Here is a 13,979-nt window from a genome sequence, read left to right as displayed (position 1 = left end):
CCGTCACCGCAGGCCGTCCTGGATCGCGCGGAGGGCGTCGGCGGCCTGCGTGGCGGCGCCCTGGGCGTCGGTGCCGCCGCTGGTCACGGCCGCCACGGCGGCGGGCACCGGCAGCTCGCCGAGCGAGGCGCCGATCAGGTCACCCTGCCCCTGGGTGATGCCCCAGCGGGTGAAGGCCTCTGGGCCGGTGGCGAGCGCCTCGAGCACGTCCTGCGGGTAGAACTGGTCGAGCGGCCCCTCGGTGTCGACGCCCACCGGGAGCGTCTCCCAGGTGTCGACGAAGTCGGTGGCGCCCGGCGCGCTGCCGGTGCGGGCCGGGAACTTGCCCTCCGGGGCGAACGCGAGCCAGTCGACGTAGCCGTCGCTCATCATGAACCGCACGAACCGCTGCGCGGGTTCGGCGCTCGCCTCGGCCGTGATCGCCCACGAGATCACCTCGCCGAACTGGGCGGGCTCGGTGCCGTCGGGCCCCTGCAGCGCGGTGACGATGCCGGTGTTCGTGGCGAGGAACGTCGGGTCGGCCGCGCACTCGGGGCAGGTGGGCTTCGCGTCGTTGCGCAGGCCGGCGAGCTCGTCGAGCAGGAACGTGGACCAGATCGCCATCGCCGCCTGGCCCGCGAAGTAGTTCGACCGCACGCTGTCGACGTCCTGGGCGCCTTGCACCGAGTAGTCGGTGATCAGCTCCCGGTAGAAGTCGAACGCCGCGACGCACTGCGGGCTGTCCATGGTGATCTCGCCCGCCGCGTCCACCATCTGGCACCCGTTGGCAAGGGCGATGTGCTCGAACGTCTGCTGGGTGAAGGCGTCGCCGGGGGCGGTGGCGCCGACGAAGCCCACCACCGGCGGAGAGTGGAGCGTGCGTGCCGCGTTCAGGATCGCGTCGTAGCTGGTGGGCGCGGGGAGCCCGGCCGCATCGAACAGGTCGCGCCGGTAGTACAGCAGCTGCGACCAGGCCTCGCTGGGCACCGACAGCTGTTCGTCGCCCTCGCGCGTGAGCTCTAGCGCCGTGCGGTTCCAGGTGTCGGGGCCCAGCTCGTTCACCACCGCGGCCGCGGACTCCGTGTCGACCAGGTCGTTCGTGGCGAGCGTGCGCACGGACGACAGCGGGATCGAGCCGATCACGTCCGGCAGGTCCCCGGCGGCCGCCGACGCCGTGAGGGTCTGGATGAACTGGTCCTCCTCGACCCCGACGAGCTCGACCTGGATGCCGGTCTCCGCGGTGAACCGATCGATGATCGCCTGCGTGGCGGCGACGCGGTCGGGCAGCGTGTCGGCGGTCCAGACCGTGATCGTGTTCGGATCACCTCCGCCGTCGTCCCCTCCGCCCCCACAGGCGGTCACCGCCATGGCGGTGACGAGCCCGAGGGCGATTCCGGCGCGGCGGGTCACGGTCCTCATCACTGCCCCCCGATCGACGCTGGTCGCGCCCAGTGAACCGGGTCCGCGCGGCGATCTTCAACCGCCGACCGGGTCATTTTTGCATGATGTTCAGGCGTATTTGCGCAGTGCTAGCGTCATAAATATGAGGTTCACCCGTGCGTGACGCCGAACTGCGCCGACGGGCCATCGCCGTGCTGCACGGCAACTGGGAACGCGGCCACACCGTGCCGTCACGGCGTCTCTACCCGCACCAGTGGAGCTGGGACTCCGCGTTCATCGCGATCGGGTGGGCGCACGCCTCGCCCGGGCGCGGCCGCCGGGAGCTGGAGTCGCTCTTCGCCGCGCAGTGGGCCGACGGGCGCGTGCCGCAGATCGTGTTCAACCCGGCCGTCGCCCGTGACGCCTACTTCCCCGGCCCCGACTTCTGGCGCTCCCGCGAGGCGCCCGGTGCCCCGCGGCGGGAGACGTCCGGGATCGTGCAGCCGCCGGTGCACGCGGTGGCCGCGCTCGAGGTGCACCGCGCGGCCCCCACCCTCGGGCGGCGCTTCCTGCGCCACCTCTACCCCGGTCTGAAGGCCCAGCACGACCACCTGCTGCGCGCTCGTTCCGACGGCCACGGCCTCGTGACGATCGCGCACCCGTGGGAGTCGGGCCAGGACAACTCACCCGCGTGGGACGCCGAGCTGGCGCGCGTGCCCGCCGACGTCGAGGCGCTGGCGGGGCACCGGCGCCGCGACCTCGACCACGTCGACGCCGCCGAGCGCCCCACGGCCACCGACTACTCGCGCTACGTCGCGATCGTGGAGACCTACCGCGACCACGGCTACCGCGACGAACCCGGCGCGCACCTCTTCACCGCGGTCGACCCGCTGTTCAACGCGCTCCTGGCCTGGTCGGAGGAGGCCCTCGCGGAGATCGCGGACGTCGTCGGCGAACCGTCCGAGCTGCACCGCGCACGCGCCGCCGCCCTCCGCGACGCCCTGCTCGCCCGCTGCTGGGACCCCGCGGCCGGGCACTTCTTCGCACTCGACCGCCACGGCGAACAGGTCTCCGCGCACTGCGTCGGCGGCCTCGCCCCGCTCGTGCTCGACCTGCCCGACGGCGTCGTCGACGCGCTGGTGGCCGGCGTGACCGGCCCGCGGTTCGCGCTGAACGACCGCGTCCCGCTGCCCAGCTACGACCTCACCGGCCCTGCCTTCGACACCACCCGCTACTGGCGCGGCCCGGCCTGGATCAACACGAGCTGGCTCGTGCTGCGCGGGCTGGAACGCCACGGCAGGCACGCGGAGGCCACCGCGCTGCGGGCCGCGATGCTGAGCGCCGTGCGCCAGGAGGGCTTCCGGGAGTACTTCGACCCGCGCACGGGAGAAGGCCGCGGCGTGCAGGACTTCAGCTGGTCGGCGGCGCTCACGCTGGACCTGCTGGCGGGCTGAGGCGCGCGGCCAGCCACGTGCGCAGCGCCGTGGCCAGCACCACCGGGGTGTCGAGCTGGATCAGGTGCCCCGCCCCCTCGACCCGGGTGAAGCCGGCACCGGGGATCGCGGCGGCCAGCCGCTCCCCGGTGGTGATCGGGATCCAGGTGTCCTCCACGCCCCAGACGACGTTCACCGGGATGTCGATCCGGCCCAGCAGCGCCTCGTTCTCCACCAGATAGCGCTCGTCGTACGCGGCGATCTGGCGGTAGAAGGCGGGCTGCCCCTCCTCGCCGAGCCAGGGCGTGACGAGTGCGGCGAGGTCGTCCTCGCGCAGCTCGCGGTGGCTCGCATCGGCGATGTAGGCCCGGACGAGCGCCTCGTGGATGTAGGGCGGCACCCGCGACAGCACGTCGGGGTGTTGCTGCACGAGCCGGAAGAACGGCGAGCCCGCGGGCGGGATCGCCACGACGTCGGTGAGCAGCAACGACGCGTAGGCCACACCGTGCACCAGGTGCGCGCGCAGCGACACGGCGCCGCCGTAGTCGTGGGCCACGACGTGCGGCCGGTCGAGGCCCCAGTGGTCGAGCAGCGCCGTGAACGCGGCGGCCTGCGCCTCGAAGTCGACGGTGTGGCCGGCGTCCTTCGAGGAACGCCCGTAGCCCGGCATGTCCCAGAGGTACACGGTGAACTCCGTGCTCAACGCCTCGGCGAACGGGCGCCACAGCCACGACGACCAGGGCGTCCCGTGGCAGAACACCACCGCGGGCCCGGACCCCGCGCGACCCCACGCGATCCTGCGCCCCTCCCACGAGAACGTCCCGTCGAGATCCATGTCGGGCACAGTAGCCCCGGCGACGATCACGCACTGGCACACTGCAAGGCATGGCAGCGATCGCGAGACTGCGTGCCGTTGTGCTCGACTGCCCCGACCCTCGGGCGCTGGCCGAGTTCTACCGCGGGTTGCTCGGCGGCGAGATCACCTACGCCGACGACGAGTGGGTGTCGCTGCGCGGCGAGCCCGACCTCAAGCTGAGCTTCCAGCGCGCCGACGGCTACCAGCCGCCTGCCTGGCCGCCCCGCGACGACAGGCCCCAGCAGTTCCACATCGACGTCACCGTCGACGACGTCGACGAGGCCGAGCGCCAGATCCTGGCCATCGGGGCGGGCAAGCCGGAGCACCAGCCCGGCGAGGACGAGAACTGGCGGGTCTACCTCGACCCGGTCGGCCACCCCTTCTGCCTCTGCTGGGACTGAGCCCGCGGCGCCGGGTCGGGCAGGCCGATCGCGTCGAGGAACTCCTCCACCGCCACGACGATCCGGCCGAGCACCTCGATCGTGCCGATCGGCGGACCGGGCACCTGCATGCCGTGGTCTGCGCCCTCGACCTCCAGCACGTGCGGTGTGAGATCGCGCGCCGCCGCGCCGTCCCACAACCGGTCGGCGCTGCCGCCCACGAGCAGGAACGGCGCCGTGGCGCGGCGCAGCGCGGCCACGACCCACGGCGTCGTCAGGACCGGGGTGAGCCACACCGCAGGCAGTCCGCGATCCGCGGCGAGCGCGGCGGCGTTCGTGCCGAGGGACTTCGCGATCAGCAGGGGGCTGCCGCCGATCTCGTCGAGGACGGGCGCGACCTCGTCGCAGACCCAGCCCTCGATCCCGGGCTCGAAGGGGTCCGGCGGCTCCAGCGACCAGCAGTGGCGGTGGACAGTGGCCCCGCGCATGCCGGCGACCTCCCCCGCGTACCACAGGAGGCCGGCCGCGGGCCCGAACCGGCCGCCCGGGAGCACGAGGGCATCGGCCATGCCCACGACCCTAGCCACGACGAAAGCCGGTCGCGGCGGCAAGTAGCGTTGACGCCGAGATGAGCGCCACGATCAACGCCACCGGGCTCGCCGCCGGTCACGGCGCCCGCGTCCTGTTCTCCGGGCTCGACCTGGTCGTCGCCCCCGGTGACGTCGTCGGCCTCGTCGGCGCGAACGGCGCCGGGAAGTCCACGCTGCTGCGACTGCTCGCGGGCGAGCAGGACCCGGAGGACGGCAAGGTCCTGGTCAGCCCGCCCGACGCCACGGTCGGGCACCTCCCGCAGGAGCCGGACCGGCGCCCCGGCGAGACGGTGGCCGCGTTCCTCGCCCGGCGCACGGGCGTCGCCGACGCACAGGCCGCGATGGACGCGGCCGCGGAGGCACTCGGCTCGGGTGCGCCGGGGGCGGACGACCGCTACGCCGCCGCCCTCGACCGCTGGCTCTCCCTCGGAGGCGCCGACCTGGAGGAGCGGGCCGCGGAGGTCGCCGCCGAGGTCGGGCTCGGCACCGGGCTCGACGCCGAGATGACCTCCCTGTCGGGCGGCCAGGCGGCGCGGGCCGGGCTCACCGCGCTGCTGCTCTCGCGCTACGACGTGCTGCTGCTCGACGAGCCCACCAACGACCTCGACCTCGACGGCCTGGAGCGCCTCGAGCGGTTCGTGCAGGGCCTGCGCAGCCCGGCGGTGATCGTCAGCCACGACCGGGAGTTCCTCTCCCGCACCGTCAACCGCGTGGTGGAGCTGGACCTCGTCCAGCAGCAGGTCGGGGTGTACGACGGCGGCTACGATGCCTACCTCGTCGAACGCGAGGTGGCGCGCCGGCACGCCCGCGAGGCGTACGAGGAGTACGACGACAAGCTCGCCGGCCTCAAGGATCGCGCGCAGATGCAGCGCAACTGGATGGCCCAGGGTGTGCGCAACGCGCGGCGCAAGTCCACCGACAACGACAAGATCGGCCGCAAGATGCGGGCCGAGGCGAGCGAGAAGCAGGCCGCGAAGGCCCGGCAGACACAGCGGATGATCGAGCGGCTCGAGGTGGTGGAGGAGCCGCGCAAGGAGTGGCAGCTGCGGATGACCATCGCCACCGCGCCGCGCTCGGGCGCTGTGGTGGCGTCGATGACGGGCGCGGTGGTGCGCCGCGGGTCGTTCGTGCTCGGTCCGGTGGACGCCCAGGTCGACTGGGCCGACCGCGTGATCATCACCGGGGCCAACGGCTCCGGCAAGTCCACCCTGCTCGGGGCCCTGCTGGGGCACATTCCCGTGGACGAGGGCAGCGCGGGCCTCGGCTCGGGCGTACGGGTCGGCGAGGTCGACCAGGCACGCGGGCTGTTCCTCGGCCCCGAGCCGCTGGTGCGCGCGTTCGGCAAGGCCGTGCCCGACTGGGCCGAGTCGGACGTCCGCACGCTGCTCGCCAAATTCGGGCTCACCGCCGAGCACGTGCCGCGCCCCGCCGCCTCCCTCTCGCCGGGCGAACGCACCCGCGCCGCCCTGGCCCTCCTGCAGGCCCGCGAGGTGAACCTCCTCGTGCTCGACGAGCCGACGAACCACCTCGACCTGCCCGCGATCGAACAGCTGGAGCAGGCCGTGGACTCCTTCCCCGGCACGGTCCTGCTGGTCACCCACGACCGGCGCATGCTGGAGTCGATGCGCAGCACCCGGCGCTGGCGGGTGGAGGCGGGCCGGCTCACGGAGCTCTGAGGCCCCGCCACCCCACCCCCTTGTGCCAGCAAGGTGGCTTTACTGGCGCAATGTGCCAGTAAAGCCACCATGCTGGCGTTCGGCGCCTCCGGGGGAGAGGGCCTCACCGCGGGCGTTCGCCACGGCGTGACGGTCGGCGACGTTCACCGCGGCCCGGACGAACGCGGCCGCCGCACGTGACGTGCTCCCCTCCGGCCACGCCACGTGCAGCGCGACGGTCGGCGCGTCGCACAGTGGCACCGCGGCCAGGTCCTGACCCAGCCGGCTCCGGATCGACTCGGGCAGCACGGCCACCACGCGCCCCAGCGCGACCAGCTGCACCAGCTGCCCGCTGTCGCGAACCGGCAGCTCCCCGCCCCCGCCGACGACCTGCTCGCCCGCGAGGTCGGCCAGCCGCAGCGCGGCCCGCGCGGCAAGGGGGTGGCCGACGGGCAGCACCGCGACCTGCCGTTCGACGAGGAGCTCGTGGCTGTCGAGGCCGGTCCGATCGGTCCGCTCCGTCACGTGCAGCAGGGCGACGTCGCCGCGCCCGGCGCGCAGCAGCCCGGCCTGCTCCCCCATACCGCACATCAGCATCTCCGCGAGCGCTGCGTCCGGGTCTTCTTCGTAGGCGGCCAGCACGTCCGGCAGGAGGCCGCCGTCCCCGCTGGGCTTGACCACCACGACCAGGCCGCGCTGCCCGGCCCGCCGCGTGCGCCGCTCCGCGGCCGTGACGCGCTCCAGCACCGCGCGCCCCTCCGCGAGCAGCACCTCGCCCGCAGCGGTGAGCTCGACCCGGCGGCTCGTGCGGACCAGCAGCGACACTCCCAGCCGCCGCTCCAGCCGCTGGACGGCCCGCGACAGCGGGGGCTGCGCGATGCCGAGCCGCTCGGCCGCCCGGCCGAAGTGCAGCTCCTCCGCGACGGTCACGAAGTACCGCAACTCGCGGGTCTCCAGCTCACCCATACCGCGAGGGTATCGATCAGCGACGAACCGGTCTTTCCCTTCGCGCGGGCTCCGCTGATGTTCTGGTCCCATGACCATCGCCCTCGTCACCGGCGCCAACAAGGGGATCGGCCGGGAGATCGCCGCTCGCCTCGCCACGCTCGACGCCACCGTCCTGCTCGCTGCCCGCGACGCCGGCCGACGCGAGGAGGCCGTGTCGGCGCTGCAGGCCGCCGGCGGCGACGTCCATCCGCTCGCCCTCGACGTCACCGACCCGGCGAGCGTGACCGCCGCCGCGGTGGAGGTCGAGCGCCGGTTCGGCCGCCTCGACGTGCTCGTCAACAACGCCGGCATCTCCGGGAGCCAGGCTGCACAGGTACCCGGCGGCACCGATATCGATGTGGTCCGGGCGGTGTTCGAGACGAACGTCTTCGGGGTGATCGCCGTGATCGAGGCGTTCCTCCCGCTGCTGCGCCGGTCGACCGCGGCGCGGATCGTCAACATGTCCTCGAGCGTCGGGTCGCTGGCCCGGATGAGCGACCCCGCCCACTACTTCGCCCGTATGCCCGGCTGGCTGGGCTACTCACCGTCGAAGAGCGCCCTCAACCAGATCACCGTGCAATACGCGAAGCAGCTGCGGCCGGAGGGGATCCTGGTCAACGCCGCCGACCCCGGCCCCTGCGTCACCGACTTCACCGCCGGCATCCCCGGCGTCACGCGCACGGCCGCCGACGGAGCCGCGATCGCCGTACAGCTGGCCACCCTGCCCGGCGACGGGCCGACCGGCGCCTACCTCGCGGAGTCCGGGCCTGTCCCGTGGTGAGCCGACCCGCCCCCCGATGCCAGGGTGCGCGGGGCCTCAGCTGGGGCGCGTCGAGGGCGACTGCGTCTTCGCCGGGTCGGTCTCCACGCGGTCGCCCAGGGCCTCGTCGATGCGCTTCAGGACGTCGGGCTCCAGGCGCACGCCGCTGGCCTTGACGTTGTCCGTGACCTGCTCGGGGCGGCTCGCACCGATGATCGCGGACGCGACGTTGGCGTTCTGCAGCACCCAGGCCACGGCGAGCTGGGCCATCGAGAGGCCCAGGTCGGACGCGATCGGCGCGAGCGCCTGGATGCGGGTGAGCGTCTCGTCGTCCATCCAGCGCTGGATCATGGTCGCCCCACCCTTCTCGTCGGTGGCGCGGGATCCCGCGGGCGGCGCGGCGCCCGGCCGGTACTTCCCGGTGAGGGCGCCCTGCGCGATCGGCGAGAAGACGATCTGGCTGATGCCCAGCTCCTCGGAGGCGGGAACGACCTCGGCCTCGATCACCCGCCAGAGCATCGAGTACTGCGGCTGGTTGGACACGAGCGAGAAGCCGAGCTCCTTGGCGAGCGCCTGGCCGTCCCGCAGCTGCTGGGCGGTCCACTCGCTCACGCCGATGTAGAGCGCCTTGCCGGACCGGACGACGTCGGCGAACGCCTGGATCGTCTCCTCGAGCGGCGTCTCGTGGTCGAAGCGGTGGGCCTGGTAGAGGTCGACGTAGTCGGTCTGCAGGCGCCGCAGGCTGCCCTCGATCGACTCCATGATGTGCTTGCGCGACAGGCCCGAATCGTTGGGTCCCTTCGGCCCGGTGGGCCAGTAGACCTTGGTGAGGATCTCCAGCGAGGCCCGGCGCTCGCCCTTCAGCGCCTCGCCGAGAACCGTCTCGGCGGCGCCGCCTGCGTACGCGTCAGCCGTGTCGAACGTGCTGATCCCGGCGTCGAGGGCGGCGCGCACGCAGGCGGCCGCTGCGTCGTTCTCGACCTGGGAGCCGTGGGTGAGCCAGTTGCCGTAGGTGATCTCGGAGACCTTCAGGCCTGAACGGCCGAGGTAGCGGTGTTCCACAACCGAACACTACCTGTCTGATGAGTTGCGGACGTACGACGGCGGGCGGCCCGCATCGGGCCGCCCGCCGTCGGGTCGGGTGTGGTCAGGCCTCCGGCTGGTCCTGCACGCCGATCGCGAAGCGCAGCTCCTGGCCCCCGTCGGGGCCGGCAACCGGCTGCACGTCCAGCACCTTGTCGTCGAGCACTTGGGCGACCACCGGCTCGAGGAACACGCTCACTCCGTCGCCTGCGAGGACGACGTCGTCCGTGTTCGGCTGCCCGGCGAGCGAGAGCTCCAGGCCCTGCTCGGGGTCGGGGGCCGAGATGCGCAGCCCGCCCCCGTCCGGCAGCTGAGCGTCGGTGGTCAGGGTCTTGATGGCTTCGGCCGCCGTATCGGTGATTGCCAACATGCCGCGCCAGGGTAGGCGTGCAATGCCGGGCCCGCAGTGTGGGGCGGGTCAGCCGAACGTGTCGGGGTCCGGGCCGAGGCGGGTGCCGGAGTCCAGCTCGTCGATCGTGGCGACGTCGTCGGCGCTGAGCTCGAAGTCGAACACGTCGATGTTCTCGCGGATCCGCGAGGGCGTGACCGACTTCGGGAACACGATGTTGTCCTGCTGGATGTGCCAGCGCAGCACCACCTGGGCGGGGCTCTTGCCGTACTTCTCCCCGAGCGCGACGATCCGCTCGTCCCGCAGCAGGTCGCCGCCCTTGCCGATGGGGCTCCACGCCTCGGTCGCGATGCCGTGCTCGCGGTGGTAGGCCTTCAGCTCGCGCTGGGCGAGCCACGGGTGCAGCTCGATCTGGTTGACGGCCGGCACCGTGTCGGTCTCGGCGGCGAGCCGCTCGAGGTGCGGCACCTGGAAGTTGGAGACGCCGATCGAGCGGGCCTTGCCGTCCGAGAGGATCTTCTCGAACGCCCGCCACGTCTCGACGTAGCGGTCGGCGTGCGGCCGCGGCCAATGGATCAGGTAGAGGTCGACGTGGTCGAGGCCCAGCTTCCGCAGGCTCTCGTCGAGCGCGGCGATGGCCTCGTCGTAGCCGTGGCGGTTGTTGTCGAGCTTGGTGGTCACGAAGATCTCGTCACGCGGGATCCCGGACTCACGGACCGCCTGCCCGACCCCCTCCTCGTTGCCGTACCCCTGTGCCGTGTCGATGTGCCGGTATCCGGCGTCGAGAGCCGTGCGCACGGCCTCCGCCGTCCTCGCCGGCTCGATCTGGAAGACGCCGAACCCGAACTGCGGGATCTGAACGCCGTTGTTGAGGCGGATGTTGGGTACCTGCGACATGACTTCTGTTTACCCCCACCGGGGCGCGCCTACCGGCGATCCCCATCACCCACCCGTTGCCACGCGCCGGCCACCTCGGCGGCCGCGTTCGCGGCCTGGGCCCGCCCGGCGCGCGCGGCGGCCGCGCGGCGGGCCGGATCGAGCACGTTGCGCCCGATCGCCGCCACCGCCGCGGCGTCGGGGCTCACGAGCGCCACCCGCGCTCCCTCGGCCCGCAGCGCCGTCACCTGCGGCGCGACCCCGATCATCGGACCGATCGCGCGCACGGTCGGCGCCAGCACCACGACCCGGTCGTACCCGGCTGCGAGGTCGGCGTTGGTGTGCGAGCGCAGGCCACCGTCGACGAGCAACCGCCCGCCCGTGCTGACGGGCGCCCAGACGCCGGGCACGGCGCAGCTCGCCGCCACCGCCTCCACCAGTGGCGCACCCGAGTGCCGGTCGAGCACGACGAACTCGCCGCTGTGCGCGTCCACGGCGGTGATCCGCAGGTCGCGCTGCGGCCACTCGTGCACCGGGAGCCGCCGTCCGATCACCTCGATCCGCTCCGACGCGGGGCCGGTCCGGGCGCGCAGGGCGAACCGCCCGATGCGTGCCCGCACCCGCTGCGGATCCCGGCCGCCGGCCAGCGCGGCGAGGGCGAGCCGCGCCACCGTGCCGGCGCCGAGCGCGGCGGCGACCTCACCGTCCGGCGGCACGACCTGGGCGGCGTAGCGCTCCTCGGGATCAACGCCGGTGGCGAGCTGGGTGCCCACGATCGCCCCCGCCGAGGTGCCGACGATCAGGTCGGCGCCTGCAAGGTCGATGCCGCGTTCGCGCAGGCCGCACAGCATCCCGAGCTCCCACGCGACCCCGGTGATCCCGCCGCCGCCCAGCACGAGCGCTCTCCGCATGGGCGGAACCCTATGGTGCGGTCCCCGAGGTTCAGGAACGCCACGTTCCTGTCCTCCAGGTTCAGGAACGTGGCGTTCCTGAACCGTCGGCGGGGGGCTTCGCAGCGGGCGGCTTCGGGGTCGGCGAATCGTGCCCATGCCCATGCCCGTGCCCATGCCCGTGGCCGTGGCCGGGCACCGGGTCGCCCGCCCTCAGTGGCGCGCCGTGGAACCGGCCCTCGTGCGCGATGATCGGCCGCTGGTCACCGGCCAGCTCCGGGTGCTTCGCCTCCAGCCGCTGCCGCTTGTCCCACTGCCGACGCAGGCCGGTGACGTACTCGCGGTCGCCGTTGTAGGTGCCACGCCACGTCTGGGGCATCTGCTCCTTCGCGAGGCCCGTGCCTGCCTGGCCGAGCAGGCTCGGGCCTGCGGGGATCTTCTGCGGGGTGCCGCCGCAGGCCGGGCATCCCGGGGCCGGCGCGTCGAGCCCGACGAGCCGTTCGAAGCGTTCGCCGCAGTCGCACCGGTAGACGTAGATCGGCACGGCGTCTCACCAGTTCTCGACGGATTTGGTGAGGATGTCGGCGATGTCGTCCTCCGTGGGCGTCTTCGGGCAGGTGGCGAGCAGACGCTGCTGCTTCATCGTGCCGGGCACGAGGTCGGGCACGTCCGCCTCCGTGTAGCCGACGCCACCGATCCCGTTGGGGATCCCGATGTCGCGCATGAGGGAGATCAGCACGGACGGGAGCTGCTCGCGCGGGTGGTTGACCTTGTCCGCGCGGGGGTCCAGCATCTCGGCGGCCCGCAGGTGCCGTTCCGGGGCGCTCTCGAAGGAGAACCGGAACGCCTCGGGCGCCGTGAGCGACACGGACTGGCCGTGCGGCACCATCGGCTCCTCCTGCGGGTAGCCCGCGGGCCGGTAGTCCTTCACCATCCCGGCGATCGGGTAGGCGTTGGCGTGCGGGATGTGCACGCCGGAGTTGCCGAAGCCCATCCCGGCGAACGTGGCCGCCATCATCATGTTCGACCGCGCCTCGACGTCGTCGGCGCCCCGGTGCACCGCGTCGCGGAACGACTGCGCGAGCAGCGCGAGGGACTTCTCGCACCACAGGTCGGACACCGGGTTCGAGCCGCAGTACGTCACCCGCTCCTCGGGCTTCTTGCGGTCGAACGTGGTGTACCAGCGCGCGGTGTAGGACTCCAGCGCGTGGCAGACGATGTCCATCCCGGACGCCGCGGTGACCTCGGGCGGCAGGGTCATCGTGAGCAGCGGGTCGATCACGGCCAGGGTGGGCCGCAGCCGCCAGTGGCTGATCCCGGTCTTGACCTTCATGGACAGGATGTCCAGCACGCACATGGCCGTGGACTCGGAGCCGGTGCCCGCGGTGGTGGGGATCGCGATGAGCGGCTTGAGCTGCCCCGGTGGCGTCTTCGCGGCCCCGATCGGCTTGTTGACGTAGTCCATCAGCTCACCGGGGTGGGTGGTGAGCAGGTTGATGGCCTTGGCGGTGTCGATGGCCGACCCGCCCCCGACCGCGACGAAGCCGTCCCACGGGCCCTGCACGCGGGCGTACTCGGTGGCCTTGTTCATCGAGTCGTCGGTGGGCTCGACGTGCACGCCGTCGAAGATCTCCGACTCGATGTCGTAGCGGCGCAGGTTGTCGGCGATCCGCTGCGGGATGCCGAGGCCGTTGATCCCGTGGTCGGTGATGATCAGGACGCGCCGCACCCCGTAACCCGACATCTCGAAGCCGACCTCGTCCGACGCGCCCGCGCCGAACTTCAGGGGCGGCGCCCCCCAGGTGAAGATCGTCTCCTCGGACAGGTCCGCTGCCGTCATGTGTACGAGCCCTCCGGTGCCGTGCGCAGCTGGTGGATCTGTTCGGCGTCGTGGCCGAAGACCATCTGGGCTCCGGTCCGTTCCTGGATCCCGCGCAGCTTCTCCACCGACGCGTAGAAGTCTTCGAGGTTGTTGACGATCGCGGCCGGCGTGGCGGGCGGCCCGTAGCTCTCGCCCATGTACACGGCGTCCGACGTGAAGATCATCGTGCCGGTGTCGGGCAGGTCGACCTGCATCGACATGGTGCCGACGGTGTGGCCCGGTGTCTCGATCAGTGTGACGCCGGGCAGGAATTCGGTGTCACCGCTGACGGTCTGGAACTCGAGGCCCTCGTAGTCGGTCTTGAGGTGCGCGCCGGTGAACAGTCCGTCGAACCCGAACGCGAAGTCCTTCTCCCGCTGGTTGCACACGAGCTTCGCGGGGGTGTTCTTGAACATCTGGGCGTTGCCGGCGTGGTCGAAGTGCAGGTGCGACAGCACGACGTAGTCGATCTCGTCGAGGCCCACGCCCAGCTGGTTCAAGCGGGAGTCGAGGTACTCCTCCTCGCTCACGTTGTCGTAGGGGAAGAAGTCCTGCAGGCCGGTGGGGCCCCACCGCTCCTCCCAGTCCCGCGGGCAGCTGGTGTCCCACAGCAGCTTGCCCTCGTCGGTCTCGACGAGCACGCAGTGGCTGGGCACGTCGACCCACGGCGGGGGTGCGTCCCGGTGGTGGCGATCGGTGATCGACCGGCCCGGCTTGAGCAACAGCCAGGTCAGGTCGGCGGTCATCGCTCCACAGGGGATCACGGTCACCTTGTTCGCGGTCGCCATCATGATCCTCTCGACGCCGAGGGACAGGATTTCCCGACAGTTGCACCCGGGGTGTCACGCGTCAATCCGGAGGCACTGATCGATGGATCAGGTGGACCCGCCGGGGTGCCGG

Annotated in this window: 15 protein-coding genes; 4 read left to right on the top strand and 11 right to left on the bottom strand. The window is 72.4% G+C overall.

Going from position 1 to position 13,979, the window contains the following annotated elements; all coding sequences use genetic code 11:
• Window positions 1–3: 3 nt before the first annotated feature.
• Window positions 4–1,398 carry an ABC transporter substrate-binding protein gene (locus tag ACFPL3_RS00580; protein WP_343937733.1) on the bottom strand — a complete coding sequence of 465 codons (1,395 nt, stop codon included), beginning with the start codon at window positions 1,396–1,398 and terminating at the stop codon, window positions 4–6.
• A 137-nt stretch (window positions 1,399–1,535) separates the two neighbouring features.
• Here ACFPL3_RS00580 and ACFPL3_RS00575 point away from each other — a divergent pair, with 137 nt between their 5' ends.
• A complete protein-coding gene (locus ACFPL3_RS00575) occupies window positions 1,536–2,813 on the top strand; it encodes an MGH1-like glycoside hydrolase domain-containing protein (protein ID WP_343937735.1) in 1,278 nt (425 codons plus the stop codon).
• Here ACFPL3_RS00575 and ACFPL3_RS00570 read toward each other — a convergent pair.
• Window positions 2,788–3,627: an alpha/beta fold hydrolase gene (locus ACFPL3_RS00570; RefSeq protein WP_343937737.1), complete on the bottom strand. Its 840-nt coding sequence runs from the start codon at window positions 3,625–3,627 to the stop codon at window positions 2,788–2,790. The two genes, ACFPL3_RS00575 and ACFPL3_RS00570, sit on opposite strands and share 26 nt — an antisense overlap.
• A gap of 50 nt (window positions 3,628–3,677) precedes the next feature.
• On the opposite strand from ACFPL3_RS00570, the gene ACFPL3_RS00565 reads away from it, so the two are divergent.
• A complete protein-coding gene (locus ACFPL3_RS00565; protein ID WP_343937739.1) occupies window positions 3,678–4,049 on the top strand; it encodes a VOC family protein in 372 nt (123 codons plus the stop codon).
• Here the strand turns inward: ACFPL3_RS00565 and ACFPL3_RS00560 are convergent.
• Window positions 4,004–4,597: a hypothetical protein gene (locus ACFPL3_RS00560; protein ID WP_343937741.1), complete on the bottom strand. Its 594-nt coding sequence runs from the start codon at window positions 4,595–4,597 to the stop codon at window positions 4,004–4,006. The two genes, ACFPL3_RS00565 and ACFPL3_RS00560, sit on opposite strands and share 46 nt — an antisense overlap.
• Window positions 4,598–4,656: 59 nt before the next feature.
• On the opposite strand from ACFPL3_RS00560, the gene ACFPL3_RS00555 reads away from it, so the two are divergent.
• Window positions 4,657–6,294, top strand: a complete 1,638-nt coding sequence (locus ACFPL3_RS00555) for an ABC-F family ATP-binding cassette domain-containing protein (RefSeq protein ID WP_343937743.1) — start codon at window positions 4,657–4,659, stop codon at window positions 6,292–6,294.
• A 39-nt stretch (window positions 6,295–6,333) separates the two neighbouring features.
• On the opposite strand, the gene ACFPL3_RS00550 is transcribed toward ACFPL3_RS00555, so the two are convergent.
• A complete protein-coding gene (locus ACFPL3_RS00550) occupies window positions 6,334–7,239 on the bottom strand; it encodes a LysR family transcriptional regulator (protein ID WP_343937745.1) in 906 nt (301 codons plus the stop codon).
• Between the two features lie 70 nt (window positions 7,240–7,309).
• Between ACFPL3_RS00550 and ACFPL3_RS00545 the strand changes: the two genes are divergently transcribed.
• Window positions 7,310–8,041, top strand: coding sequence for an SDR family NAD(P)-dependent oxidoreductase (locus tag ACFPL3_RS00545; RefSeq protein WP_343937747.1), 732 nt, complete (start codon window positions 7,310–7,312; stop codon window positions 8,039–8,041).
• 36 nt (window positions 8,042–8,077) lie between these two features.
• On the opposite strand, the gene ACFPL3_RS00540 is transcribed toward ACFPL3_RS00545, so the two are convergent.
• The 7 genes from ACFPL3_RS00540 to ACFPL3_RS00510 form a co-directional block, all read right to left on the bottom strand.
• On the bottom strand, window positions 8,078–9,082 hold the full coding sequence (locus ACFPL3_RS00540) for an aldo/keto reductase family protein (RefSeq protein ID WP_343937749.1): 1,005 nt from the start codon (window positions 9,080–9,082) through the stop codon (window positions 8,078–8,080).
• Window positions 9,083–9,167: 85 nt separating this feature from the next.
• On the bottom strand, window positions 9,168–9,473 hold the full coding sequence (locus tag ACFPL3_RS00535) for an adhesin (RefSeq protein ID WP_343937751.1): 306 nt from the start codon (window positions 9,471–9,473) through the stop codon (window positions 9,168–9,170).
• A gap of 48 nt (window positions 9,474–9,521) precedes the next feature.
• Entirely contained in the window at window positions 9,522–10,349 is an 828-nt protein-coding gene (locus tag ACFPL3_RS00530; protein WP_343937753.1) for an aldo/keto reductase, read from the bottom strand.
• 29 nt (window positions 10,350–10,378) lie between these two features.
• Window positions 10,379–11,239, bottom strand: coding sequence for a patatin-like phospholipase family protein (locus ACFPL3_RS00525; protein WP_379588339.1), 861 nt, complete (start codon window positions 11,237–11,239; stop codon window positions 10,379–10,381).
• A 61-nt stretch (window positions 11,240–11,300) separates the two neighbouring features.
• Window positions 11,301–11,762, bottom strand: a complete 462-nt coding sequence (locus ACFPL3_RS00520) for an FmdB family zinc ribbon protein (RefSeq protein ID WP_343937757.1) — start codon at window positions 11,760–11,762, stop codon at window positions 11,301–11,303.
• Window positions 11,763–11,768: 6 nt separating this feature from the next.
• A complete protein-coding gene (locus tag ACFPL3_RS00515) occupies window positions 11,769–13,058 on the bottom strand; it encodes a hydroxyacid-oxoacid transhydrogenase (protein ID WP_343937759.1) in 1,290 nt (429 codons plus the stop codon).
• The gene (locus ACFPL3_RS00510; RefSeq protein ID WP_343937761.1) at window positions 13,055–13,825 is read right to left on the bottom strand and encodes an N-acyl homoserine lactonase family protein; all 771 of its coding nucleotides are present in this window, start codon (window positions 13,823–13,825) and stop codon (window positions 13,055–13,057) included. Before ACFPL3_RS00510 ends, ACFPL3_RS00515 begins: the two co-directional genes overlap by 4 nt.
• Between the last annotated feature and the right edge of the window lie 154 nt (window positions 13,826–13,979).

Source organism: Pseudonocardia zijingensis, from assembly GCF_042657305.1.
GTDB classification, from domain to species: domain Bacteria; phylum Actinomycetota; class Actinomycetes; order Mycobacteriales; family Pseudonocardiaceae; genus Pseudonocardia; species Pseudonocardia zijingensis.
This window is presented reverse-complemented; position numbering and strand designations above follow the sequence as displayed.